Below are 23,011 nucleotides of genomic sequence, written 5' to 3'. Positions count from 1 at the left end.
GAATGTGTTTTACACAAATTGACACTTTGGATGCCGCCAGTTCATTATTTCGCTACAGCGATAAATGATTGTAGTTGGGCTTCATTTTGCAGGCGCTGCTGCAGAGACGCTGCCTGCGATTTGCTGGCAAACGGCCCCATCTGAATACGCCATACTGCGCCGTTTTGCGCAACGCGTCCCGGAACACCAAACTGTTGGCTCAGACGCTGTTGATACTGCTGCGCACGGGCCTGATCGCTTACCGCCCCAACCTGAACCACAAAGCCGCCGCTGGCCGCCGCTGGAGCCGCAACCGGTGTGCTTTGCGCCGTCGCCGGAGCCGTTACGGGCGCAGGCTCTGTGGCAGGAGCGGCAACAGGAGCCGGTGCTGGCGTAGGTTCGCTGCCTTCCAGCACGCCGGTGGCTAACGTTGTCGGTGCGCCAAGGAAGCCGCTACTCTTTACCGGCGCACCCGTCGTGTCGTCACTCTGCAGCGTATCATTGCTGATTGGGCGCACTTCTCCTGCTGGCTGAGAAGGCTCTGCCGGAGAAGAGACGCTTCCCATGCCGCCGTCCAGGTTCGGGCGGTCGGGAAGGGCGTAAGTCTGTTTCGCCACCGTCGTACACGCGGTACCTGGCCCGGAGAGGGTGCCATCCTGCGCCACGATAATCGGGTCAATACGGACTTTGGTATTGTTCGAGGTGTTCAGGCGGTCTGCAGCCGCGCGTGACAGGGATATCACCCGGTCGTTACCGTAGGGACCACGATCGTTAATGCGTACCACGATCATACGACCATTCGCCAGGTTGGTGATACGGGCGTAGCTCGGGACAGGCAGGGTCGGGTGAGCCGCCGTCAGTTGCATCGGATCGAACGCTTCGCCGGTCGCCGTCAGGTTGCTGCCTGGCTCGGCATCATAAATGGCGGCAAAGCCAGCCTGGCTAAAGCGGGAGGGATCCTGAACAATTTTGTAGCTTTTGCCGTCGCGCTCGTAATCCTGATTCGCGCTGGCATTGAGCGGTTCATAAACGGGATCGGCACCGCTGATTTCAACGATCGGGCCATTACAAACCGCAGGCTGCGGCGGCGCGACGGTTGCCTGTTGCTGACCATCATCACTTGTGCAGGCCGCAAGTAAACTTGCCGCAATGCAGATCCCCAGCCACTGCTTACGCATTCCGATCCCCTTATTTTTATACGCTTTTTGACAACATTTTTCTGTGGGTATGGATCGACATCACGATACCAAACCCGGCCATCAACACGATCAGTGCCGAGCCTCCGTAGCTCACCAGCGGGAGCGGGACGCCAACAACCGGCAGAATACCACTCACCATACCAATATTTACGAAGACATAAACGAATAAAATCAGCATCAACCCGCCTGCCATCACGCGGCCAAAGGTGGTTTGCGCACGCGCGGCGATCCACAGCCCTCGCATGATCAACAGCACATACAGCGCCAGCAGAATCAGGATGCCAACCAGGCCCAGCTCTTCCGCCAGAACCGCAAAGATAAAGTCGGTGTGGCGTTCCGGTAAGAACTCCAGCTGGGACTGGGTGCCGTGCAGCCAGCCTTTACCGCGCAGGCCGCCGGAACCGATCGCAATCTTGGACTGAATAATATGATAGCCCGCACCCAGCGGATCGGTTTCCGGATCGAGCAGCATCATGACGCGTTGTCGCTGGTAATCATGCATCAGGAAGAACCAGAGAATCGGGATGAACGCTGCCACCAGCACGACTGCAATGCCAATCAGACGCCAGCTTAAACCCGACAGGAACAGGACAAACAGGCCGGAGAGGGCGATAAGAATCGAGGTGCCGAGGTCAGGCTGCGCCGCAACCAGTAGCGTCGGCAGGAAAATCAGCACCAGCGCAATGGCGGTATTTTTCAGCGAAGGCGGGCAGACGTCACGGTTAATAAAACGCGCCACCATCAAGGGAACCGCTATTTTGGCTATTTCAGAGGGCTGGAAGCGGACAACGCCCAGATCCAGCCAGCGCTGCGCGCCTTTAGAGATGGCCCCAAAGGCATCTACCGCAACCAGCAGCACAATACAGAATATGTACAGATACGGTGCCCAGCCTTCATAGACCCGCGGCGGGATCTGCGCCATGACCACCATAATGACCAGACCCATCGCGATCTGGCCGATTTTGCGCTCCATCATGCCGATGTCCTGGCCGCTGGCGCTCCAGATAACCAGGGCGCTGTAAACCAGCAGAGCCAACAGGATCAGCAGCATGGCTGGGTCGATGTGGATTTTATCCCACAGCGATTTCTTATTTGGATTATCCGTCATGATTATTGGTCCTCCGCCGCAGCGGCGGCCGGGTTTTCAGCCGGCAGTTCGGTGTTGTTATCACCCAGCATAATGTGGTCGAGGATCTGGCGCATGATGGTCCCCACGGCCGGACCTGCGCCGCCGTTTTCCAGAATCATCGCCACCGCAACCTGCGGGTTATCATAAGGGGCAAAGGCCGTCATCAGCTTATGGTCACGCAGACGTTCAGCAATGCGGTGCGCGTTATAGGTTTCATTGGCTTTCAGACCGAAGACCTGCGCAGTACCGGATTTGGCGGCCACTTTATACGGTGTGCCGGCGAAATACTTATGTGCGGTCCCGTTCGGGCGGTTCGCCACGCCGTACATACCGTCTTTGGCAATTTCCCAGTAACCGGAATGAATGTCACCCACCGGGGCCTCATGCGGTTGGATCCACGGCACTTTTTTGCCGTCTTCAACCGTACTTTGCAGCAGGTGCGGAACTTTCACTACGCCATCGTTGATGAGGATCATCATCGCTTTGTTCATCTGAATCGGGGTCGCCGTCCAGTAGCCCTGACCGATACCCACCGGAATGGTATCACCCTGATACCACGGCTTCTTAAAGCGCTTCAGCTTCCACTCACGGGTTGGCATGTTACCGGAACGTTCTTCTGAAAGGTCAACGCCGGTGTAATGTCCATAGCCGAATTTGCTCATCCACTCTGACAGGCGGTCAATGCCCATGTCATACGCAACCTGGTAGAAGAAGGTATCCGCAGATTCTTCCAGCGATTTGGTAACGTTGAGGTGACCATGGCCCCATTTTTTCCAGTCGCGATAGCGTTTTTCAGAGCCTGGTAATTGCCACCAGCCCGGGTCAAACAGACTGGTATTGCGGTTGATGACGCCCGCGCTCAGCGCAGAGACCGCCACGTACGGTTTTACCGTTGACGCTGGCGGGTAAACCCCTTGTGTGGCGCGGTTCACCAGTGGCGTATTCGGGTCATTGAGCAGACCGGAATAGTCTTTGCTGGAGATACCATCGACAAAGAGGTTCGGGTCGTAGCTTGGCATGGACACCATCGCCAGAATGCCGCCGGAACGCGGGTCGGTGACGACAACGGCAGCACGGCTGCCCGCCAGTAAGGTTTCAATATACTGCTGCAGCTTGAGGTCGAGCGTCAGGTAGACGTCATGCCCCGCCTGCGGTGGCACTTCTTTGAGCTGGCGAATGACGCGGCCACGGTTGTTAACTTCAACCTCTTCATAGCCGGTCTGCCCGTGCAGGACATCTTCGTAGTAGCGTTCGATCCCCAGCTTACCGATATCGTGCGTCGCTGCGTAGTTCGCCAGTTTGCCGTCTTTATCGAGGCGTTCAACGTCTTTATCGTTGATCTTGGAAACGTAACCAATGACATGCGTCAGCGCGGAACCGTAAGGGTAGTAGCGACGCTTGTAACCTTTCACTTCCACGCCGGGAAAACGATACTGGTTCACGGCAAAGCGGGCCACCTGGACTTCCGTCAGGTTTGTTTTAACCGGGATTGAGGTGAAACGGTGGGAGCGAGCACGCTCTTTTTTGAACGCGGCGATATCATCGTCGGTCAGATCGACAACGCCTTTTAGCGCTTCAAGCGTATCCTGCACATTATCGACTTTTTCCGGCATCATTTCGATTTGATAAATGGTGCGGTTTAACGCCAGCGGAGTGCCATTACGGTCGTAGATAATGCCGCGGCTGGGCGCGATGGGCACCAGCTTGATACGGTTTTCGTTTGAACGCGTCTGATAATCGGTAAAGCGGACAATTTGCAGATTATAGAGGTTGGCGATCAGCACGCCGGTAAGCAGCAAAATCCCCGTAAAGGCGACCAGCGCCCGGCGCACAAACAGCGCGGACTCAGCCGTATAGTCGCGAAAAGAATTCTGTAGTTTCATCCGCTGCTTAATCTACCCTGGTCAGTCACTACTCGCGGTGATATGGGTGGTTGGTAGTAATGCTCCACGCGCGATACAGGCTTTCTGCCACCAGTACCCGAACGAGCGGGTGGGGAAGCGTCAGCGCGGAGAGAGACCAACTTTGTTCTGCCGCCGCTTTGCAGGCAGGAGATAACCCTTCAGGCCCGCCAATCAACAGACTGACGTCACGACCATCCTGCTTCCAGCGCTCCAGTTCGTGCGCCAGCTGCGGCGTATCCCAGGGTTTACCTGGAATATCGAGGGTGACGATGCGGTTTTTGCCTGCGGCAGCCAGCATCAGCTCTCCCTCTTTATCGAGAATACGTTTGATATCGGCGTTCTTGCCGCGTTTCCCGGCGGGAATTTCCACCAGTTCGAACGGCATGTCTTTTGGAAAACGACGCAGATATTCAGTAAAACCGGTTTGTACCCAGTCCGGCATTTTGGTGCCGACGGCGACCAGTTGCAACTTCACGCATTAACCCCAGAGTTTTTCCAGCTCATACAGGCGACGGCTCTCTTCCTGCATGACATGGACAATCACATCGCCGAGATCGACAACCACCCAGTCAGCGGTCGCTTCACCTTCAACGCCAAGCGGTAACAGGCCTGCTGCACGCGATTCCTGAACAACGTGGTCGGCAATCGAAACAACATGACGCGTTGAAGTACCGGTGCAGATAATCATGCAGTCGGTGATGCTGGATTTACCCTTAACGTCGATAGCGATGATGTCCTGACCTTTCAGGTCATCAATTTTGTCGATAACAAAATCCTGGAGTGCTTTACCCTGCAAGTTTTCCCCCTGGGGTGAATGAGATTGTATAACTATGAATTCGTGGCCAGACAGTATACCTGAACTGACGCCAGTGTCGGGACAAATGTCTCCGGCCGGGCTTTTGAAGGCGGGTATCATCCCACCCTCCGCCTGAGATTGCATCGCCATTTTTGTAAAACAATTTCTGTAAAGCAATGATCGGCGGGAAAGTCTGGCAGCGGAGGATAACAGTATGGCTTAACCTGTCAAGGCAGGATAATCATTACGCCGCTTTTTCATGCGCCCCCGCTATGCGTCTGCGCTTTTCTGATACAACCCATGCGCGTGAATGTAGTCCAGCACAGCTGATGGCAGCAGATCGTCACAGGCTAATCCCTGCTGCAGACGCTCGCGAATGAGGGTCGCAGAAATATCGAACCACGGCGTCTCTGCCAGATAAATCTTCCCGGCAGGCTGGTTGTGCAAGTCTTCAATATTGTCTGTGAGATGCGCCTCAAGCCACTGCTGGTACTGCTCTTCTCGCATAGTCAGCGGATAGCCCGGGCGGCGACAGACAAGCAGGTGGCTGTTTTCCAGAATCGTTTCATACTGGTGCCAGGTGGGAAAATTGAGCAGGGAGTCCTGACCAATAATAAAGGCCAGCGGCGTGTCCGGCCCTTGCTCGGCTCGCCACTCCTGCAGCGTTTGCGACGTCCAGGACGGTGTGTCGCGGCGCAGTTCTCGCTCATCAAGGCTAAAAAGCGGTTTATCCGCGATGGCCAGAGCGAGCATCTCTTTTCTCTGCTCGCTGCTCGCCTCAGGTTGCGGACGGTGTGGCGGCACATTATTGGGCATGATGATTACGCGCTGAAGGCCGATCAGATTCGCCAGAATTTCAACCGGCTTCAGATGTCCGTAATGGACCGGGTCGAAGGTACCACCGTACAGGGCCTGTAAAGAATGCATACTATCCATCGATAAATACGTCTGCCAGCGCCTTATGGCAGAGCAGCAGAGAGAGACTTTCCAGCTCCGCCCAGACCGACTGACCATAATCTTGTTTCAACGTAAGCTCAGCGCGCATCAGAAGCTGCACGGCCTGACGCAGCTGTTCATGACTCAGGCGGTTGATGGCCTCGGTGGTCATCGCCCGACGGTTTTGCCACACCCGATGTTTATCAAACAGCGAACGTAATGGCGTATGTGCAGACTGACGCTTGAGCGTAATCAGCAGTAATAATTCACGCTGAAGAGTGCGCAGCAAAATAACCGGTTCGCTACCTTCCAGACGCAGCTGTTGCAATATATGCAGGGCGCGTTTGCTTTTCGCTGCCAGCAGTGCATCCACCCAGTGGAAGGGCGTAAAGTGCGCGGCATCGTTAACGGCCTGCTCCACGCGTGGCAGTGTCAGCTTACCGTCTGGCCAGAGCAGGGAGAGCCTGTCCAGCGCCTGCGCCAGTGCCAGCAGGTTACCTTCATAGCAGTAGCAGAGGAGCTGGTTTGCGGCGTCGTCCAGCTGAAGATTGCTTTGCTTCGCTCTTGTCGCGACCCATTTTGGCAGATGGGCTTGCTCAGGCGTCTGACAGGTCACCATAACCGCATTGGCCGCGAGCCGGGTAAACCAGGCCGCGTTTTCCTGCGCTTTGGTGAGCTTGTTGCCGCGCACAATAAACAGCAGATCGCTGTGCAGCAGACTGACCAGCGTTGCCAGCTGTTCATTGATGGCCGCGTTAGGGCCATTCTCCGGTAGCAGGATCTGGATGGTCTGGCGCGATGCGAAGAGGCTCATTGCCTGGCAAAGCGAGAAGAGGGCATTCCAGTCGGTGTTGTTATCCAGCTGAACGGTGTGGTGTTCATCAAAGCCCTGACCGGCCGCCGCCTGTCGGACGGCATCCAGGCTTTCCTGAAGTAATAACGGATCGTTTCCGAGAAGCAGATACGCCGCGCGCAGCCCTTCATTGAGCTGCGCGCGGAGTTGTTCAGGATACAGCCTGATCATCAGTTACCCATTGAGGCAGAAACAGGAGGCGTTGTGGCATCCGGTTTTTCGATGATGTCAGAACCCTGTTTCGTTGACGCGGCAACGCCCGGCAGCTTACGGATCAGCTGCTCTGCGGCCTTATCGTACATTTCGTTAATGATAATCTGCTGCTCGGCGTCTTTTGCCAGAGCCGTCTGCGGGTTATCGAAGAACGAACGGTACACTTTCGTGCTGATTGGGTAGATGTCTTTACCCGGGATCAGAACGGAGGCATTAACCGACAGGACCATCTGATACTCTGCGGTACGGCCGTCCTGGAAAATGGACGCCGTGTCTTTGGCTAAGGTTGAGCCCAGAACGCGCAGGGATGGAACATCCTGACGTAACGTCCCTTTCTCAATCAACTCAACATCGTTAAGACGCAGCTGGTTTCGAATTGCCCGGCTGAGTGGACCATTCGGATCCGATGAGTCGAAAATCATCGTTTTCATTTCAGCAGGCACTGCCGTGGTATTGCGCAGATGCCAGCCACAACCAGCGGTGACAAGCACCGCCAGAGATAAGAGTATTGTTGCCAGTTGTCGCACGTTTCCTCCCGCGCTTAGCCAACGACCAGATTCAGCAATTTACCCGGTACGTAGATCACTTTACGTACGGTAACGCCCTCAAGATATTTCGCAACCAGATGTTCCTGGCCTGCGCGTTCGCGAACCTGTTCTTCGGTAGCATCGACCGCCACGGTAATTTTACCGCGAACTTTGCCGTTAACCTGGACCACAACCAGCGTGGTGTTTTCCACCATCGCGGATTCGTCAGCCACTGGCCACGGTGCGTTGTCGATATCGCCTTCGCCTTTCAGCTCCTGCCAGAGGGTGAAGCTGACGTGCGGGGTGAACGGGTTCAACATGCGAACGACGGCCAGCAGCGCTTCACGCATTAAGGCACGATCCTGCTCGCCGTCCTGCGGGGCTTTTGCCAGCTTGTTCATCAGTTCCATAATAGCCGCAATTGCGGTATTGAAGGTCTGACGACGACCAATATCATCGGTCACTTTTGCAATCGTTTTATGAACATCACGACGCAGCGCCTGTTGATCTTCAGTCAGTGCCGCGACGTTCACTGCCGGAGCATCACCCTGAGAGGTGTGCTCGTAAACCAGTTTCCAGACACGCTTCAGGAAGCGGTTAGCCCCTTCAACGCCCGATTCCTGCCATTCCAGGGTCATGTCAGCCGGAGAGGCAAACATCATAAACAGACGCACGGTATCTGCGCCGTAACGCTCAACCATCACCTGAGGGTCGATGCCGTTGTTTTTAGACTTCGACATCTTGCTCATGCCGGTATAAACCAGTTCATGACCTTCGGCGTCTTTCGCCTTCACGATACGACCTTTCTCGTCGCGCTCAACGATCGCGTCAACCGGAGACACCCAGTTACGCTCGCCGTTCGCCCCGACGTAGTAGAAGGCATCGGCCAGCACCATTCCCTGACACAGCAGCTGTTTTGCTGGTTCGTCAGAGTTGACCATGCCTGCGTCGCGCATCAGCTTGTGGAAGAAGCGGAAGTAGAGCAGGTGCATGATGGCGTGTTCAATACCACCGATGTAGATGTCCACAGGCAGCCAGTAGTTTGCTGCATCGGAATCCAGCATGCCTTCCTGATACTGCGGGCAGGTGTATCGCGCGTAGTACCATGACGATTCCATAAAGGTATCAAAGGTGTCAGTTTCACGCAGCGCTGGCTGGCCGTTAACGGTCGTTTTTGCCCACTCAGGATCGGCTTTGATTGGGCTGGTGATACCGTCCATGATCACATCTTCCGGCAGGATCACCGGGAGTTGATCTTCTGGCGTTGGCATCACGGTACCATCTTCCAGCGTCACCATTGGGATAGGTGCTCCCCAGTAGCGCTGGCGAGAGACCCCCCAGTCGCGCAGGCGGTAATTGACTTTACGCTCACCGACGCCCAGCGACGCTAACTTGTCGGCAATCGCGTTGAAGCCATCTTCAAAGCTCAGACCGCTGAATTCACCCGAGTTGAACAGCGTGCCTTTTTCGGTCAGGGCTTGTGCGGAGAGGTCTGGTTCAGAACCATCAGCCGCGAGGATGACAGGCTTGATGGTCAGGCCATATTTGGTGGCAAATTCGTAGTCACGCTGATCGTGGCCTGGAACGGCCATGACGGCGCCTGTGCCGTACTCCATCAGCACGAAGTTGGCTGCCCAGACAGGGATTGCTTCGCCCGTCAGGGGATGGATAGCCTTAAAGCCGGTATCAACGCCTTTCTTCTCCATCGTCGCCATGTCGGCTTCGGCCACTTTGGTGTTGCGGCACTCGTCGATGAAGGCCGCCAGTTCCGGGTTGTTTTCCGCGGCTTTCTGCGCCAGCGGGTGGCCAGCGGCCACGGCCAGATAGGTCGCACCCATGAAGGTGTCCGGACGGGTAGTGTAGACGGTCAGGGTCCGATCGTCGTTCTCAACGTTGAAAGTGATCTCCACGCCTTCTGAACGGCCGATCCAGTTACGCTGCATGGTCTTGACGGTATCAGGCCAGTGATCCAGATTATCCAGATCGTTCAGCAGCTCGTCAGCGTAGGCGGTGATTTTGATAAACCACTGCGGGATCTCTTTACGCTCAACTTTGGTATCACAACGCCAGCAGCAGCCGTCGATAACCTGCTCGTTCGCCAGTACGGTCTGGTCGTTCGGGCACCAGTTAACGGCAGAGGTCTTCTTGTACACCAGGCCTTTTTTGTACAGCTCGGTGAAGAATTTCTGCTCCCAGCGGTAGTATTCCGGGGTGCAGGTTGCCAGCTCGCGGCTCCAGTCATAGCCAAAGCCCAGCATTTTGAGCTGGTTTTTCATGTACGCGATGTTGTCGTACGTCCAAGGGGCAGGTGCCGTGTTGTTTTTGACCGCCGCGCCTTCTGCAGGCAGACCAAACGCATCCCAGCCGATTGGCTGCAGGACGTTTTTGCCGAGCATACGCTGATAGCGGGCAATCACATCACCAATGGTGTAGTTACGCACGTGGCCCATGTGTAGTCGACCAGAAGGATAGGGAAGCATCGACAGGCAGTAATACTTCTCTTTGCTCTCGTCTTCGGTTACTTCAAAGGTGCGCTTCTCGTCCCAGTGTTGCTGGACTTTTGATTCTATCTCTTCCGGGCGGTATTGCTCTTGCATGGCAGCCAGTGGTCCTGTTTTCAATACAGCTACAAATGTAGCCAATGGATGTGGTAATTCAGATCCGCATAGCATAGCCCAAACGCCCGCGCCAAAACAGCCTTTCGCACAAATGCGCGCGTGAGGAATTTGTCGGGTCTGTGGTTCACCTGGCAAAGCGGTGGCGAAATAAGGTCTATTATTAGAGTCAGTTACTTACCCGGGAGGCAAAATGATGAACAAGGTTGCTCAATTTTACCGAGAACTGGTGACAACACTGACGGAACGGCTGCGTAATGGCGAGCGTGATATCGATGCGCTGGTGGAACAGGCGCGGGCCCGCGTGACGCAAACGGGTGAGTTAACGCGAACCGAAGTGGAAGAGGTGACGCGCGCCGTACGCCGCGACCTGGAAGAGTTTGCGCGAAGCTACGAAGAGAGTCAGAACGAGGTTACCGACAGTGTCTTTATGCGGGTAATTAAAGAAAGCCTGTGGCAGGAGCTGGCGGATATCACCGATAAAACGCAGCTGGAGTGGCGTGAAGTCTTTCAGGATCTCAACCACCACGGGGTCTATCACAGCGGAGAAGTGGTCGGGCTGGGGAATCTGGTGTGCGAGAAATGCCATCACCACATTGCAGTCTATACGCCGGATGTGTTGCCGCTGTGTCCAAAGTGCGGACACGATCAGTTCCAGCGTCGGCCGTTTGAGCCCTAGGTAAAAGCCGCCCTCTCTCTGCAGGTCAGAGGGAGGGCATCATGCCGCAGAGCAGTTTACCATGCCCGGCGGCCATCGCTTACCGGGCCTGACTGTAATAGTTGAGTCTTTCCGCCAGCAAATCCACGAACGCTTCACGGTCGATATCCACCATCAGCGTGGTGTTGGGTTGATTGCCCGTCAGCGAATAGTAGTCCACTACCGTCATACCCTGAGTGTATTTCCCCTGGGTTTCCACGCCTACCCACCGTTCTACCGTGGTAAACATCTCCGGTTTGAGCAGCCAGGCAATGGTGCACGGATCGTGCAGCGGCGCGCCGTGAAAACCCCATTTCGCGGCTTTGTGATACTCCATAAAGAAGTCCAGCAACTCTGCGACGGTTGTCGCCACCGGGTTGCCAATGGCACGAAAGCGCGCAATGTCGTGCGCCATTATTTGTGCGCGATGGGTGACGTCCAGGCCGGCCATGACAATCGGCAGGCCAGACTGGAAGATAATCTCTGCGGCTTCCGGATCGACAAAAATGTTGAACTCCGCCGCTGGCGTCCAGTTCCCGAGTCCCATTGCGCCGCCCATGATCACGATTCGGGCGATTTTACTGTGCAATTCCGGATGGCTGTTCAGCAGCAGCGCAACGTTGGTTTGCGGGCCGGTGGCCACCAGCGTGACCGGTTCCGCGCTTTCACGCAGCACTTTCGCCATCAGCTCTACGGCGGTGCAGGGTTGCGCTTCAAACCCCGGTTCGGGCAGTGCCGGGCCATCCAGCCCACTTTCACCGTGCACGTTGTCGGCAATGATCAGATCGCGCATAAGCGGTTTGACGGCACCACCGGCGACCGGAATATCGGTGCGTTTGAGCAACGTCAGCATACGCAGGACGTTACGCAGCGTTTTCTCCGGGGTCTGGTTTCCGGCAGAGGACGTAACGGCTTTGACGTCCAGTTCAGGGGAGGCAAGTGCAAGGACGAGGGCGATCGCGTCATCATGACCCGGGTCGCAATCGAGAAGGATAGGTTGTGCCATAGCGTGCTCCATACGTAGCATTATTTTGTGACAAGGTTAACGCTGCAATGTGACGCCGACGAGAAGAAGAGAGCTAAAGCGTGAAGCAGTGCGCAATCCGCAGATTGCGCACCGGGGAGATTAGTGCAGGATTTTGGCGAGGAAGTCTTTTGCTCGCTCGGATTTAGGATTGGCGAAGAACTCTTCTTTCGGCGAGTCTTCAACAATCTTCCCTTCGTCCATGAAGATCACGCGGTTCGCCACTTTGCGGGCAAAGCCCATTTCGTGGGTCACCACCATCATCGTCATCCCTTCGTGCGCCAGCTCAACCATTACGTCCAGCACTTCGTTGATCATCTCGGGATCGAGAGCGGAAGTCGGTTCATCAAACAGCATGGCGACCGGATCCATACACAGGGCCCGGGCAATAGCCACACGCTGCTGCTGACCGCCAGAGAGCTGCGCCGGGAATTTATCAGCATGCGCAGAGAGCCCCACGCGTTCCAGCAGCTTCAGACCTTTATCGCGCGCGAGCTTTTTATCGCGTTTCAGCACTTTTACCTGCGCCAGCGTCAGGTTCTCAATAATGGAGAGGTGCGGAAACAGCTCAAAGTGCTGGAACACCATGCCGACGTGGGAACGCAGCTGAGCAAGGTTGGTTTTCCTGTCATTGACTTTGGTGCCATTGACGAGGATCTCACCTTGCTGCACCGGCTCCAGGCCGTTAACGGTTTTGATCAGCGTGGATTTACCAGAGCCGGATGGCCCACATACCACCACCACGTCACCTTTTTTCACTTCGGTTGAGCAGTCGGTCAGCACCTGAAAGTGCCCATACCATTTAGAAACATTTTTCAGGGAAATCATTATACAGTCCTTTTCTTCAGCCAGCTGACCAACAGCGACGCGCTTAAACTAATCACAAAATAGACGCCACCCGCGAAGAGCACCATTTCGACCTGCGTACCATCACGTTCACCGATGGTAGACGCGGTACGGAAGAAGTCTGCCAGGCTCAGTACGTAGACCAGAGAGGTATCCTGGAACAGTACGATGCCCTGGGTCAGCAGGAGGGGAACCATGGCGCGAAACGCCTGCGGCAGAATAATGAGCTGCATGGATTGCCAGTGCGTCATCCCCAACGCCAGCGCGGCGCTGGACTGCCCACGAGAAATACTCTGAATACCCGCTCGGATAATCTCTGAATAGTAAGCAGCCTCAAACATTGAGAACGCGACCATCGCGGAGATCAGGCGGATATCGGTTTTCGGCGACAGCCCCAGCACGTTTTGCAGAAAGCCGGGAACAATCAGGTAAAACCACAGCAGTACCATCACCAGTGGGATGGAGCGGAAAACGTTAACGTAGGCTGTGGCAAACCAGGCGAACGGTTTAAAGGCCGACAGGCGCATGACCGCCAGCAGGGTGCCCCAGACGATACCCACCACAATAGCAATCACGGTGATTTTTAAGGTGATCAGCAGGCCATCCAGCAGGTAAGGCATGGATGGAACGATAGAACTCCAGTCAAATTCGTACATTATTTGCCCCCCAGATTGCCCGGCAGGCGGATTTTGCGTTCAACCAGGTTCATCACCAGCATGATGAAAGTGTTAATCAGAACATAGGCGAGTGTGATCGCCGTGAAGGATTCCCACGCGTGAGCGGAATAATCCAGCAGCTTGCCCGCCTGTGCGGCCATATCCACCAGACCGATGGTCGAGGCGATGGCCGAGTTTTTCACCAGGTTCATCATCTCAGACGTCATCGGTGGAACAATGACGCGGTAAGCGTTAGGCAGCAGTACGTAGCGGTAAGTTTGTGGCAGCGTCAGGCCCATCGCCAGGCCAGCATTTTTTTGTCCGCGCGGCAGTGACTGAATGGCGGCACGCACCTGCTCGCAAACGCGCGCGGCGGTGAAGAGCCCCAGACAGAGCATGGAGGAGACAAAGAACTGCACGTTCGGATCCAGTTCTGACTTAAACCACATGCCAATATTTTCCGGCAGCAGTTCCGGGACGACCAGATACCAGGTGAAAAATTGCACAATCAGCGGAACGTTACGGAACAGTTCCACATACAGGGTGCCGAGAGATGAGAGAAAACGGTTAGGCACGGTGCGCAAAATACCGAACAGTGAACCGACAAGAAACGCGATAATCCACGCCGTGATCGATAAGGCGACGGTAACCTGAAAACCGCTCCACAGCCAGCCAAGATAGGTGGTGTTGCCGAACGGGGCTTGTTGCAGGAATATGCCCCAGTTCCAGTCTATTGACATAATAAACTCCAGAAAAAAAAGGGTAGCAGCGCTACCCTCGAAGATTGGTGAGAAGCTCATTTTTCGCGCTGAGTGGGGAACGACCACTCAACGTATAGTCTGTCCATGCTTCCCGACAATCGAGAGGGCAGGAGATCCCGCCCCTGTTGTTCTAATTAGTTAAGAGCCTTGTCGTTTGGTGATTTGAACAGCGCTTTCATGTCGTCAGACAGTTCGAAGTTCATGTTAAGATTTTTGGGTGGAATCGGGTTCTTGAACCATTTATCGAACCATTTTTCCGCTTCACCTGAGGTCTGAACCTGAGCGATGGTGTCATCGATCAGCTTCTTGAACTGCGGATCGTCTTTACGCAGCATACAGCCGTACGCTTCTTTAGATTGCGCCGTGCCGACGATATCCCAGTTGTCTGGTTTCTTCGCTTTTGCACGTTCGCCTGCCAGCAGGGCATCATCCATCATAAACGCCACAGCACGGCCACTTTCCAGGGTACGGAAAGAGTCGCCATGATCTTTCGCGCTGATGATGCGCATATCCATTTTCTTCTCGTCGTTCAGCTTGTGCAGCAACACTTCGGAAGTGGTACCGGAGGTAACAACAACGGCTTTGCCTTTCAGGTCCGCAAAGTCTTTGATCTCGCCGCCTTTCTTGGTCAGCAGGCGGGTGCCCACGACGAAGATGGTGTCAGAGAAGGCAGCCTGTTTCTGACGCTCAAGGTTGTTGGTGGTGGAACCGCACTCAAAATCGAACGTGCCGTTTTGCAGCAGTGGAATACGGTTTTGTGAAGTGATTGGAATCAGCTTCACCTGCAGGTCAGGTTTGTTCAGCTTTTTCTTCACAGCTTCAACGATAGCGTTGGAGTAATCCTGTGAATAGCCCACGACTTTTTGCGTGTTGTCGTAGTAAGAGAACGGGACAGAAGATTCACGGTGGCCGACCACGATCACGCCGTTTTTGGCAATCTTGTCGAGAGTGCTCCCGGCAGCCGGAGCATCTTCAGCGTGAACGACGCTTGCCGACATCCCCATAACCAGCATTGCTGTGGCCAGTTTACGTAATTGCATACCCAACTCCTTTCTTATCAGCGCCAGTGACGCATTGATACCCATTGTGATGTTGTTATATCTCGCGCTATGCGAGTGCAGTGTTATGCAAGCTTGTTAACATTTAGTCTGGCTTAATGTAAAGATTTTGCTGCGTTATTGTTTATTTTTGCGAAGCGCGCCGCACCAATCAGAGGCAAATATCTCTCGTTGCACCGTTTCGGTGCTACCGGTGATCTACGCTGGTGCGACGAAGTTGCATGTTAAGCCAAACTGCGTTTACGTGGGGAAATAAAGCAAGAGACGTGCCAGAAATGCCCTCTCCCAACGGGAGAGGGGAAGGGAGGGGAAATTATCGACGACGCTGACGCAAGCTCATCAGCACCGCGCCAAATCCGAACAGCGCGGTCAGGATCCACAGCGGCCAGTTGCCGGTGCGGGCATAAGGCGTCAGGCCCGTCGCAGGCGTGACGTTGGTCGTCAGCACTTCACGGGTGAATTGCGGGATCATGGCCTGGATTTCGCCCTGCGGGCCAATCACGGCGGTAATGCCGTTGTTGGTGCTACGCAGCAGCGGGCGCGCCAGCTCCAGGGAGCGCATCCGCGCCATCTGGAAGTGCTGCCACGGGCCAATCGACTTACCAAACCAGGCATCGTTGGAGATAGTCAGCAGGAAGTCAGTGTCCGGACGGAAGTTATCGCGCACCTGCTCGCCGAGGATAATTTCGTAGCAGATGGCCGCCGTCAGGGCAAAACCGTGCGCATGCAGCTGGGGCTGAACGTACGGGCCACGGCTGAATGAGGACATCGGCAGGTCAAAGAACGGTGCTAACGGGCGCAGAATGGACTCCAGCGGTACAAATTCGCCAAACGGTACCAGGTGATTCTTGTTATACCGGTCAGTGGAGTTGTAGCTGTATTCGCTGTCTTTACCCAGTGTAATAATGGTGTTGTAGGTGTCATAGCGGTTCTGCTGATTCAGACGCGCATCGACAATCCCGGTAACCAGCGTACTGCCGCGAGCCAGCAGTAGATCGTTCATCATGTTCAGGAACGGCTGCTGGTTAATTTCCAGATCCGGAATCGCCGACTCTGGCCAGATGATGAGCTGCGATTTACCCATGACCGCCTCGGTGGCGTTAGCGTAGATCTTCAGCGTGTTCAGCAGCTCTTTCTCGTCCCATTTCATTGACTGAGGGATATTCCCCTGCACCATTGAAACCTGCGTGGTGCGCTCTGGCACCAGGCTGTACCACTGGATATAACGCAGTGGGAAAGGCAGGGCAAACAACACCAGCGCCACGACCAGCGTCTTCCAGTTATGTGTGACCAGCGCCAGGACCAGCAGTCCGCTCACCACCATCAACAGGAAGTTAATCGCTTCAACGCCCATTACCGGAGCAAGCCCCTTTAGCGGGCCATCAATCTGACTGTAACCGAACTGCAGCCACGGGAAGCCAGTCAGTACCCAGCCGCGAAGGAACTCGGTAATTTGCCAGACAACCGGCGCAGCAATGGCAACGCGCAGCCAGGTGGTTTTTGGCCACAGGCGAGAAAGGATACCCGCGAACAGACCGGTATAGAGCGAGAGATAAGCGGCCAGCAGTACCACGAGGAAGACGTTAACGGGTCCTGGCATACCGCCAAACTGAGCGATGCTGACATAGACCCAGTTGATGCCGGAGCCAAACAGCCCCAGTCCCCAGAAGTAGCCAATCGCTGCCGCCTGGACGGGACGACGATTCAGGGTTAAACCCTGAAGTCCCATCAGGGAGAGAATGGCTGCAGGCCAGATATCGTAAGGAGAAAAAGCCAGCGTTCCGCTGGCTCCGAGTAACAGCGCCAGCAGCAAACGTACGCGCTGGCGTTCAAGTAATGGGGCAAATGCCATTTACATTAATCTTCCAGTTTTGGCACCGGTGAGTCGTCCGGCGTTCTGACGTGAACCTGTATAATACGTCGGCTGTCGGCCATTGCCACTTTGAACTGGTAACCGTCGATGTCAACGGTCTCGCCGCGTGCCGGAAGGTGGCCAAAGGCCTGCATCACCAGCCCGCCAATAGTATCGACCTCTTCATCGCTGAAATGGGTACTAAAGGCGTCGTTAAAGTCCTCAATCGAGGCCAGCGCACGAACGGTCCAGGTGTGACGGCTAAGCTGACGGAAGTCGATATCTTCTTCTTCGTCATACTCATCTTCGATTTCGCCCACGATCAGCTCAAGGATATCTTCGATCGTGACGAGACCGGAAACGCCACCAAATTCATCAATAACAATCGCCATGTGGTAGCGCTGAGAGCGAAACTCTTTCAGCATCCGATCCACACGTTTACTTTCCGGCACAACCACGGCCTGGCGTAACACTTTTTCCATGCTGAAGGCTTCGGCATCGCTGCGCATAAACGGCAGCAGATCTTTCGCCATCAAAATCCCTTCAATGTGATCTTTGTCTTCGCTGATGACCGGGAAACGCGAGTGTGCGGATTCGATGATCACATCGAGGCACTCGTCCAGAGTCTGGTTACGTTTCAGGGTGATCATCTGCGAGCGGGGGATCATGATGTCGCGAACGCGCTGGTCGGCGATGTCCATTACCCCTTCGAGCATTTCGCGCGTATCTTCATCGATAAGGTCGTTTTGCCCGGAATCACGAATCAGCTCCAGCAGTTCGTCACGGTTTTTAGGTTCGCCGTGGAAAAGCTGGTTCAGAATGAGGGAGAAAAATCCCTTTTTGGTGTTTGTCGTGTCGCTACTGTGTGAATTGTCGTCGCTCATGGCGTTTGTTAAGGGTTCTCTTGTTAGTTCAACGTTTACCGCCGCGCTATTTCCCTACGCGGCGGCATGTTAGTCAGTCGGTCGACTGACTATTCTTTCTCGGCAATGTACGGATCCTCATAGCCCAGAGCAAGCATTATCTCTGTCTCGAGGGACTCCATCTCTTCCGCTTCGTCATCTTCAATATGGTCGTAGCCGAGCAGATGCAGGCTGCCGTGTACCACCATATGCGCCCAGTGGGCTTCCAGCGGTTTTTGCTGCTCTTTAGCTTCCTGTTCCACGACCTGGCGGCAGATGATCAGATCGCCCAGCAGCGGCATCTCAATTCCCGGTGGGGCTTCGAAGGGGAAAGAGAGCACGTTGGTCGGCTTATCTTTCCCGCGGTAGGTCAGGTTAAGCTCATGGCTTTCGGCTTCATCCACCAGACGAATCGTGACTTCTGATTCTTCCTGAAACGGGGGGATAACCGCATCCAGCCATGTCTGAAACTGCGCCTCTTCTGGCAAGCCGGAATTATCGTCACATGCCAGTTGTAAATCGAGGATCACCTGACTCATTTTTGTTCTTGCTCCTGCGCTTCGCGCTTACGTTCTGCGGCCAGTTCGGCCTTACGCTTCTGATCTGCTTCTTCCCATGCTTCATAAGCGTTAACGATGCGCGCCACAACCGGGTGACGGACCACGTCTTCGCTGTGGAAGAAGTTAAAGCTGATTTCGTCGACGTCGGCCAGCACTTCAATGGCATGGCGCAGACCCGATTTGGTGCTGCGCGGCAGGTCAATCTGCGTGACGTCACCGGTAATGACCGCTTTTGAGTTAAAGCCGATACGTGTCAGGAACATTTTCATCTGTTCGATGGTGGTGTTCTGGCTTTCATCGAGAATAATGAATGCATCATTCAGCGTACGGCCGCGCATATAGGCGAGCGGGGCAACTTCAATCACGTTACGCTCAATCAGCTTCTCAACTTTCTCAAAGCCGAGCATCTCGAACAGTGCGTCGTATAACGGACGAAGGTAAGGGTCAACCTTCTGGCTCAGATCGCCTGGCAGAAAGCCCAGTTTTTCACCCGCTTCCACCGCCGGACGGGTCAGCAGGATGCGACGAATCTCCTGACGTTCAAGCGCATCAACCGCCGCGGCAACGGCCAGATAGGTTTTACCCGTACCCGCCGGGCCCACACCGAAGGTGATGTCATGGTCGAGAATGTTGGCGATGTACTGCGCCTGGTTTGGCGTACGCGGCTTAATGACGCCACGTTTGGTCTTAATATTGATGGCCTTGCCATAGTCCGGCACACTTTCTGCGCTTTGCTCAAGCACGCGCGCCTCTTTGATCGCGAGGTGGATCTGTTCTGGCTCGATATCCTGTATTTCACCGCGCATTGGGGCGGTATCCACATACAGGCTACGCAGAATATCCGCAGCGGCGTTGACGCAGAGAGGGCGTCCGGTGAGTTTGAAAAGATTATCGCGACGATTGATTTCGATACCCAGACGTCGCTCCAGTTGTTTGATGTTGTCATCAAACGGCCCGCACAGGCTCAGCAGGCGAGCGTTGTCTGCTGGCTCAAGGCTAATTTCACGCGTATCTATGTTCAAACTGTTCCTCTTTGATTGTTTAACTGACCCGGTGCCACCTGGCGTAATAAAACGGTCATTACCGAAATTATTCACGCCATAGAATAAAGGCGCAAGCGTTGCGGAAGATATTGGGGGCGATGAGAGGAAATACAAGGCCTGCCGAACCGGCAGGCCGGATGGCGTTATGGCTGGTAAATACCGACGCCAGCGTCGCTTTCTTTGCGGGTGCGGGACATGACGGATTCCGGCGACTGTGCGATGCGCAGACCCATTTCGTCTTCGGTACGGACCACTTTTGCGCGCAGGGAGTTGGTCAGCACGTCGACAATCTCCACGTCCACAAATTTACCGACCATGTCTGGCGTGCCTTCAAAGTTCACGACGCGGTTATTTTCGGTGCGTCCTGACAGCTCCATAATGCTCTTACGGGAAGTGCCTTCCACCAGAATACGCTGGACGGTGCCGACCATGCGACGGCTCCAGGCGTTGGCCTGCTGGTTGATACGCTCCTGCAGAATATACAGACGCTGCTTTTTCTCTTCTTCCGGCACATCGTCGACCATATCGGCCGCAGGAGTACCTGGACGCGCTGAGAAGATAAAGCTGTAGCTGACGTCAAAATTCACTTCGCCAATGAGCTTCATCGTGCGCTCAAAGTCATCCGTGGTTTCGCCCGGGAAGCCAACGATAAAGTCGGAGCTAATCTGGATGTCAGGACGGGCTTCACGCAGCTTGCGGATGATGGATTTGTACTCCAGTACCGTATGTGGACGTCCCATCAGGTTCAGCACGCGGTCGGAACCGCACTGAATCGGCAGATGCAGGAAGCTCACCAGCTCTGGCGTGTCGCGATACACATCAATGATGTCATCGGTAAATTCCATCGGGTGGCTGGTGGTGAAGCGAAGGCGGTCGATGCCGTCGATCGCGGCCACCAGGCGCAGCAGTTCTGCAAAGCTGCCGGTGGTACCGTCGTAGTTCTCGCCGCGCCAGGCGTTGACGTTTTGGCCCAGCAGATGAATTTCACGCACACCCTGTGCCGCCAGTTGCGCCACTTCAAACAGAATGTCGTCGGTCGGACGGCTCACTTCTTCGCCGCGGGTATACGGTACGACACAATAGGTGCAGTACTTGTTACAGCCTTCCATAATGGAGACGTAGGCTGTTGGACCATCCGCGCGTGGTTCTGGCAGACGGTCAAATTTTTCGATTTCCGGGAAGCTTACGTCAACCACCGGGCGGCGATTCTCGCGAACGGCGTTGATCATCTCCGGCAGACGGTGCAGCGTCTGCGGGCCAAAAATAATATCAACATAGTGAGCACGCTGGCGGATCAGTTTGCCTTCCTGCGAGGCCACACAGCCACCCACGCCAATGATCACATCGGGTCTTTTGCGTTTGATAAGCTTCCAGCGGCCCAGTTGATGGAACACCTTCTCCTGCGCCTTCTCACGGATCGAACAGGTATTGAGCAGCAACACGTCCGCTTCGTTCGCGTTGTCAGTCAGTTGATACCCGTGCGTGGCATCCAGCAGATCGGCCATCTTGGATGAATCGTATTCGTTCATCTGACAGCCCCAGGTTTTTATATGGAGTTTTTTTGTCATCGACTTGCTCATGCTCAGGAATGCAGGGCGCGTATTGTAATGCTTTGCTGCGGTTGTGACCAGTATGAAGGTTGTCAACCTCAAGACCGAAAAAATCCGGTAAACTTAAGGTATATACCATTAAGGATAATTGACCATGACTCTCCAACAAACCGAAATTGCCGTTGTCGGCGGCGGTATGGTCGGCGGCGCACTCGCGCTGGGGCTGGCGCAGCAGGGATTTGAGGTGACGGTTATCGAGCAGGCTGCCCCTGTTGCGTTTGACCCGACGGCAAAGCCGGATGTGCGAATTTCAGCTATCAGCGCTGCCTCTGTCGATCTGCTGCGCGGGCTGGGCGTCTGGGATGCCGTGCTCGGGATGCGCGCGCACCCTTACAGCCGTCTCGAAACCTGGGAGTGGGAGAATGCGCATGTCGCGTTTGATGCCGCTGAACTGAAGCTGCCCCGCCTGGGTTATATGGTGGAAAATACGGTCCTCCAGCTGGCGCTCTGGCAGGCCCTGGAGGCGCATCCGAAAGTGGCGCTGCGCGTCCCGGCGTCACTTAAAGCACTGCATCCCCACGAAGGCGGGTATTTGCTTGAGCTGGATAAGGGTGATGAGCTGGCCGCGAGGCTGGTTGTCGGAGCGGATGGTGCCAACTCACAGGTCAGGCAAATGGCAGGAATTGGCATTCATGCCTGGCAGTACCAGCAGGCGTGCATGTTGATCACCGTGCAGTGTGAGAATGACCCGGGTGAGAGCACCTGGCAGCACTTTACCCCGAATGGACCGCATGCCTTTTTACCGTTGTTTGATCGCTGGGCGTCGCTGGTGTGGTATGACAAACCGGCGCGCATTCGTCAGTTGCAGGGGCTTTCAATGGAGCAGTTGCAGCGAGAGATCCATCAGCACTTCCCACGCCGTCTGGGCAACGTCATGCCGGTTGCCGCCGGGGCGTTTCCGCTTACCCGTCGCCATGCGTTGCAGTATGCCCGTGCAGGGCTGGCGCTGGTGGGGGATGCGGCACACACCATTCACCCGCTGGCGGGGCAGGGCGTGAACCTGGGATACCGTGACGTTGAGGCTTTACTGGATGTGCTGGGCAATGCGCGCGCTCATGCGGAGGCCTGGGCCAGCCATCCGGTACTGAAACGTTACCAGACGCGGCGTATGGCGGATAACTTTATCATGCAGTCGGGGATGGATCTGTTTTACGCCGGGTTCAGTAACGATCTTGGTCCGGTGCGCATTCTGCGTAACATTGGGTTGATGGCGGCGGAGCGTGCCGGTGGGCTGAAGCGTCAGGCACTGAAGTATGCGTTAGGCCTTTAATCTGAGTGCCTTCTCCTGCGGGAGAGGGCTTTCGGATGCGGTACATAATCCAACAAAAACAAAAAAGCCCGCAGAGCGGGCTTTTTTGTTACTAAGTGGCTGGGGTGCAGGGATTCGAACCCCGGAATGCTGGTATCAGAAACCAGAGCCTTACCGCTTGGCGACACCCCAATTGCGTTAAACAATGTGCTTAACGACTTTTTAAATTGGCTGGGGTACGAGGATTCGAACCTCGGAATGCCGGAATCAGAATCCGGTGCCTTACCGCTTGGCGATACCCCAACAATTTTTTCTCGTCTACCGAATCATTCGACAGATGATTAATTTGGTGGCTACGACGGGATTCGAACCTGTGACCCCATCATTATGAGTGATGTGCTCTAACCAACTGAGCTACGTAGCCAGTACTGCAATCTTCGATGGCTGGGGTACCTGGATTCGAACCAGGGAATGCCGGTATCAAAAACCGGTGCCTTACCGCTTGGCGATACCCCAATACCGCGGAGAACCGCAAAATCGAAGAAATATGGCTGGGGTACCTGGATTCGAACCAGGGAATGCCGGTATCAAAAACCGGTGCC

General features: G+C 55.1%; 21 protein-coding genes and 4 tRNA genes. 2 read left to right on the top strand and 23 right to left on the bottom strand.

Going from position 1 to position 23,011, the window contains the following annotated elements:
- Positions 1 to 44: 44 nt before the first annotated feature.
- The 9 genes from rlpA to leuS all read right to left on the bottom strand — a co-directional run bounded on the left by rlpA (position 45) and on the right by leuS (position 10,133).
- Positions 45 to 1,157, bottom strand: coding sequence for an endolytic peptidoglycan transglycosylase RlpA (gene rlpA, locus AAIR21_RS20135; RefSeq protein WP_047743935.1), 1,113 nt, complete (start codon positions 1,155 to 1,157; stop codon positions 45 to 47).
- A gap of 16 nt (positions 1,158 to 1,173) precedes the next feature.
- Positions 1,174 to 2,286: a peptidoglycan glycosyltransferase MrdB gene (gene mrdB, locus AAIR21_RS20130; RefSeq protein WP_014169118.1), complete on the bottom strand. Its 1,113-nt coding sequence runs from the start codon at positions 2,284 to 2,286 to the stop codon at positions 1,174 to 1,176.
- Positions 2,287 to 2,288: 2 nt separating this feature from the next.
- Positions 2,289 to 4,190, bottom strand: coding sequence for a peptidoglycan DD-transpeptidase MrdA (gene mrdA, locus AAIR21_RS20125; protein ID WP_014169119.1), 1,902 nt, complete (start codon positions 4,188 to 4,190; stop codon positions 2,289 to 2,291).
- 28 nt (positions 4,191 to 4,218) lie between these two features.
- Positions 4,219 to 4,686: a 23S rRNA (pseudouridine(1915)-N(3))-methyltransferase RlmH gene (gene rlmH / locus AAIR21_RS20120; RefSeq protein ID WP_003858701.1), complete on the bottom strand. Its 468-nt coding sequence runs from the start codon at positions 4,684 to 4,686 to the stop codon at positions 4,219 to 4,221.
- A 3-nt stretch (positions 4,687 to 4,689) separates the two neighbouring features.
- Positions 4,690 to 5,007, bottom strand: a complete 318-nt coding sequence (gene rsfS / locus AAIR21_RS20115) for a ribosome silencing factor (protein ID WP_003858696.1) — start codon at positions 5,005 to 5,007, stop codon at positions 4,690 to 4,692.
- Between the two features lie 270 nt (positions 5,008 to 5,277).
- The gene (gene nadD / locus AAIR21_RS20110) at positions 5,278 to 5,943 is read right to left on the bottom strand and encodes a nicotinate-nucleotide adenylyltransferase (RefSeq protein WP_014169121.1); all 666 of its coding nucleotides are present in this window, start codon (positions 5,941 to 5,943) and stop codon (positions 5,278 to 5,280) included.
- Positions 5,936 to 6,967 (bottom strand): DNA polymerase III subunit delta, encoded by a 1,032-nt coding sequence (holA, locus tag AAIR21_RS20105; RefSeq protein ID WP_183516531.1) that lies wholly within the window; start codon positions 6,965 to 6,967, stop codon positions 5,936 to 5,938. The genes nadD and holA overlap by 8 nt, the downstream gene beginning before the upstream one ends.
- Complete coding sequence (gene lptE / locus AAIR21_RS20100) at positions 6,967 to 7,536, bottom strand: LPS assembly lipoprotein LptE (RefSeq protein ID WP_025204672.1); 570 nt, start codon at positions 7,534 to 7,536, stop codon at positions 6,967 to 6,969. Before lptE ends, holA begins: the two co-directional genes overlap by 1 nt.
- A 14-nt stretch (positions 7,537 to 7,550) precedes the next feature.
- Positions 7,551 to 10,133, bottom strand: a complete 2,583-nt coding sequence (gene leuS / locus AAIR21_RS20095; protein WP_020884994.1) for a leucine--tRNA ligase — start codon at positions 10,131 to 10,133, stop codon at positions 7,551 to 7,553.
- A 214-nt stretch (positions 10,134 to 10,347) separates the two neighbouring features.
- Between leuS and AAIR21_RS20090 the strand changes: the two genes are divergently transcribed.
- Positions 10,348 to 10,830, top strand: a complete 483-nt coding sequence (locus AAIR21_RS20090; RefSeq protein WP_025204671.1) for a zinc ribbon-containing protein — start codon at positions 10,348 to 10,350, stop codon at positions 10,828 to 10,830.
- Positions 10,831 to 10,909: 79 nt separating this feature from the next.
- Here the strand turns inward: AAIR21_RS20090 and rihA are convergent, their stop codons facing one another.
- The 10 genes from rihA to miaB all read right to left on the bottom strand — a co-directional run bounded on the left by rihA (position 10,910) and on the right by miaB (position 21,118).
- The gene (gene rihA / locus AAIR21_RS20085; protein WP_040016929.1) at positions 10,910 to 11,854 is read right to left on the bottom strand and encodes a pyrimidine-specific ribonucleoside hydrolase RihA; all 945 of its coding nucleotides are present in this window, start codon (positions 11,852 to 11,854) and stop codon (positions 10,910 to 10,912) included.
- 120 nt (positions 11,855 to 11,974) lie between these two features.
- On the bottom strand, positions 11,975 to 12,700 hold the full coding sequence (locus tag AAIR21_RS20080; RefSeq protein WP_014169127.1) for an amino acid ABC transporter ATP-binding protein: 726 nt from the start codon (positions 12,698 to 12,700) through the stop codon (positions 11,975 to 11,977).
- Complete coding sequence (gene gltK / locus AAIR21_RS20075; protein WP_014169128.1) at positions 12,700 to 13,374, bottom strand: glutamate/aspartate ABC transporter permease GltK; 675 nt, start codon at positions 13,372 to 13,374, stop codon at positions 12,700 to 12,702. The genes AAIR21_RS20080 and gltK overlap by 1 nt, the downstream gene beginning before the upstream one ends.
- Positions 13,374 to 14,114 carry an amino acid ABC transporter permease gene (locus AAIR21_RS20070; RefSeq protein ID WP_020884992.1) on the bottom strand — a complete coding sequence of 247 codons (741 nt, stop codon included), beginning with the start codon at positions 14,112 to 14,114 and terminating at the stop codon, positions 13,374 to 13,376. The genes gltK and AAIR21_RS20070 overlap by 1 nt, the downstream gene beginning before the upstream one ends.
- Before the next feature lie 155 nt (positions 14,115 to 14,269).
- Positions 14,270 to 15,175, bottom strand: coding sequence for an amino acid ABC transporter substrate-binding protein (locus AAIR21_RS20065; protein WP_020884991.1), 906 nt, complete (start codon positions 15,173 to 15,175; stop codon positions 14,270 to 14,272).
- A 331-nt stretch (positions 15,176 to 15,506) separates the two neighbouring features.
- Complete coding sequence (lnt, locus tag AAIR21_RS20060) at positions 15,507 to 17,045, bottom strand: apolipoprotein N-acyltransferase (RefSeq protein ID WP_044857535.1); 1,539 nt, start codon at positions 17,043 to 17,045, stop codon at positions 15,507 to 15,509.
- 5 nt (positions 17,046 to 17,050) lie between these two features.
- Positions 17,051 to 17,929, bottom strand: coding sequence for a CNNM family magnesium/cobalt transport protein CorC (corC, locus tag AAIR21_RS20055; RefSeq protein ID WP_014169132.1), 879 nt, complete (start codon positions 17,927 to 17,929; stop codon positions 17,051 to 17,053).
- A gap of 89 nt (positions 17,930 to 18,018) precedes the next feature.
- Positions 18,019 to 18,486, bottom strand: a complete 468-nt coding sequence (gene ybeY / locus AAIR21_RS20050; protein WP_040016936.1) for an rRNA maturation RNase YbeY — start codon at positions 18,484 to 18,486, stop codon at positions 18,019 to 18,021.
- Entirely contained in the window at positions 18,483 to 19,529 is a 1,047-nt protein-coding gene (locus AAIR21_RS20045) for a PhoH family protein (protein ID WP_183516529.1), read from the bottom strand. The genes ybeY and AAIR21_RS20045 overlap by 4 nt, the downstream gene beginning before the upstream one ends.
- 164 nt (positions 19,530 to 19,693) lie before the next feature.
- Complete coding sequence (gene miaB / locus AAIR21_RS20040) at positions 19,694 to 21,118, bottom strand: tRNA (N6-isopentenyl adenosine(37)-C2)-methylthiotransferase MiaB (RefSeq protein WP_020884986.1); 1,425 nt, start codon at positions 21,116 to 21,118, stop codon at positions 19,694 to 19,696.
- A 136-nt stretch (positions 21,119 to 21,254) separates the two neighbouring features.
- On the opposite strand from miaB, the gene ubiF reads away from it, so the two are divergent.
- Positions 21,255 to 22,430: a 3-demethoxyubiquinol 3-hydroxylase gene (ubiF, locus tag AAIR21_RS20035; RefSeq protein WP_151887604.1), complete on the top strand. Its 1,176-nt coding sequence runs from the start codon at positions 21,255 to 21,257 to the stop codon at positions 22,428 to 22,430.
- A 96-nt stretch (positions 22,431 to 22,526) separates the two neighbouring features.
- Here the strand turns inward: ubiF and AAIR21_RS20030 are convergent.
- The 4 genes from AAIR21_RS20030 to AAIR21_RS20015 all read right to left on the bottom strand — a co-directional run bounded on the left by AAIR21_RS20030 (position 22,527) and on the right by AAIR21_RS20015 (position 22,925).
- A tRNA-Gln gene (locus AAIR21_RS20030) sits at positions 22,527 to 22,601 on the bottom strand.
- A gap of 36 nt (positions 22,602 to 22,637) precedes the next feature.
- Positions 22,638 to 22,712: transfer RNA gene (locus AAIR21_RS20025), tRNA-Gln, on the bottom strand.
- Between the two features lie 44 nt (positions 22,713 to 22,756).
- A tRNA-Met gene (locus AAIR21_RS20020) sits at positions 22,757 to 22,833 on the bottom strand.
- Positions 22,834 to 22,850: 17 nt separating this feature from the next.
- Positions 22,851 to 22,925 (bottom strand) — tRNA-Gln (locus tag AAIR21_RS20015).
- Between the last annotated feature and the right edge of the window lie 86 nt (positions 22,926 to 23,011).

The sequence above is a fragment of the Enterobacter sp. PTB genome (assembly GCF_051130085.1).
GTDB classification, from domain to species: Bacteria; Pseudomonadota; Gammaproteobacteria; order Enterobacterales; family Enterobacteriaceae; genus Enterobacter; species Enterobacter ludwigii.
Note: the sequence above shows the minus strand (reverse complement) of the source record. Positions and strands in the feature narration are given on the sequence as shown.

Bases quoted from the DNA above. Each gene is read 5' to 3' on its own strand.
- rlpA (WP_047743935.1), bottom strand. From the start codon at position 1,157: ATGCGTAAGCAGTGGCTGGGGATCTGCATTGCGGCAAGTTTACTTGCG.
- mrdB (WP_014169118.1), bottom strand. From the start codon at position 2,286: ATGACGGATAATCCAAATAAGAAATCGCTGTGGGATAAAATCCACATC.
- mrdA (WP_014169119.1), bottom strand. From the start codon at position 4,190: ATGAAACTACAGAATTCTTTTCGCGACTATACGGCTGAGTCCGCGCTG.
- nadD (WP_014169121.1), bottom strand. From the start codon at position 5,943: ATGGATAGTATGCATTCTTTACAGGCCCTGTACGGTGGTACCTTCGAC.
- holA (WP_183516531.1), bottom strand. From the start codon at position 6,967: ATGATCAGGCTGTATCCTGAACAACTCCGCGCGCAGCTCAATGAAGGG.
- leuS (WP_020884994.1), bottom strand. From the start codon at position 10,133: ATGCAAGAGCAATACCGCCCGGAAGAGATAGAATCAAAAGTCCAGCAA.
- AAIR21_RS20090 (WP_025204671.1), top strand. From the start codon at position 10,348: ATGAACAAGGTTGCTCAATTTTACCGAGAACTGGTGACAACACTGACG.
- rihA (WP_040016929.1), bottom strand. From the start codon at position 11,854: ATGGCACAACCTATCCTTCTCGATTGCGACCCGGGTCATGATGACGCG.
- AAIR21_RS20080 (WP_014169127.1), bottom strand. From the start codon at position 12,700: ATGATTTCCCTGAAAAATGTTTCTAAATGGTATGGGCACTTTCAGGTG.
- gltK (WP_014169128.1), bottom strand. From the start codon at position 13,374: ATGTACGAATTTGACTGGAGTTCTATCGTTCCATCCATGCCTTACCTG.
- AAIR21_RS20070 (WP_020884992.1), bottom strand. From the start codon at position 14,114: ATGTCAATAGACTGGAACTGGGGCATATTCCTGCAACAAGCCCCGTTC.
- AAIR21_RS20065 (WP_020884991.1), bottom strand. From the start codon at position 15,175: ATGCAATTACGTAAACTGGCCACAGCAATGCTGGTTATGGGGATGTCG.
- lnt (WP_044857535.1), bottom strand. From the start codon at position 17,045: ATGGCATTTGCCCCATTACTTGAACGCCAGCGCGTACGTTTGCTGCTG.
- corC (WP_014169132.1), bottom strand. From the start codon at position 17,929: ATGAGCGACGACAATTCACACAGTAGCGACACGACAAACACCAAAAAG.
- ybeY (WP_040016936.1), bottom strand. From the start codon at position 18,486: ATGAGTCAGGTGATCCTCGATTTACAACTGGCATGTGACGATAATTCC.
- miaB (WP_020884986.1), bottom strand. From the start codon at position 21,118: ATGACAAAAAAACTCCATATAAAAACCTGGGGCTGTCAGATGAACGAA.
- ubiF (WP_151887604.1), top strand. From the start codon at position 21,255: ATGACTCTCCAACAAACCGAAATTGCCGTTGTCGGCGGCGGTATGGTC.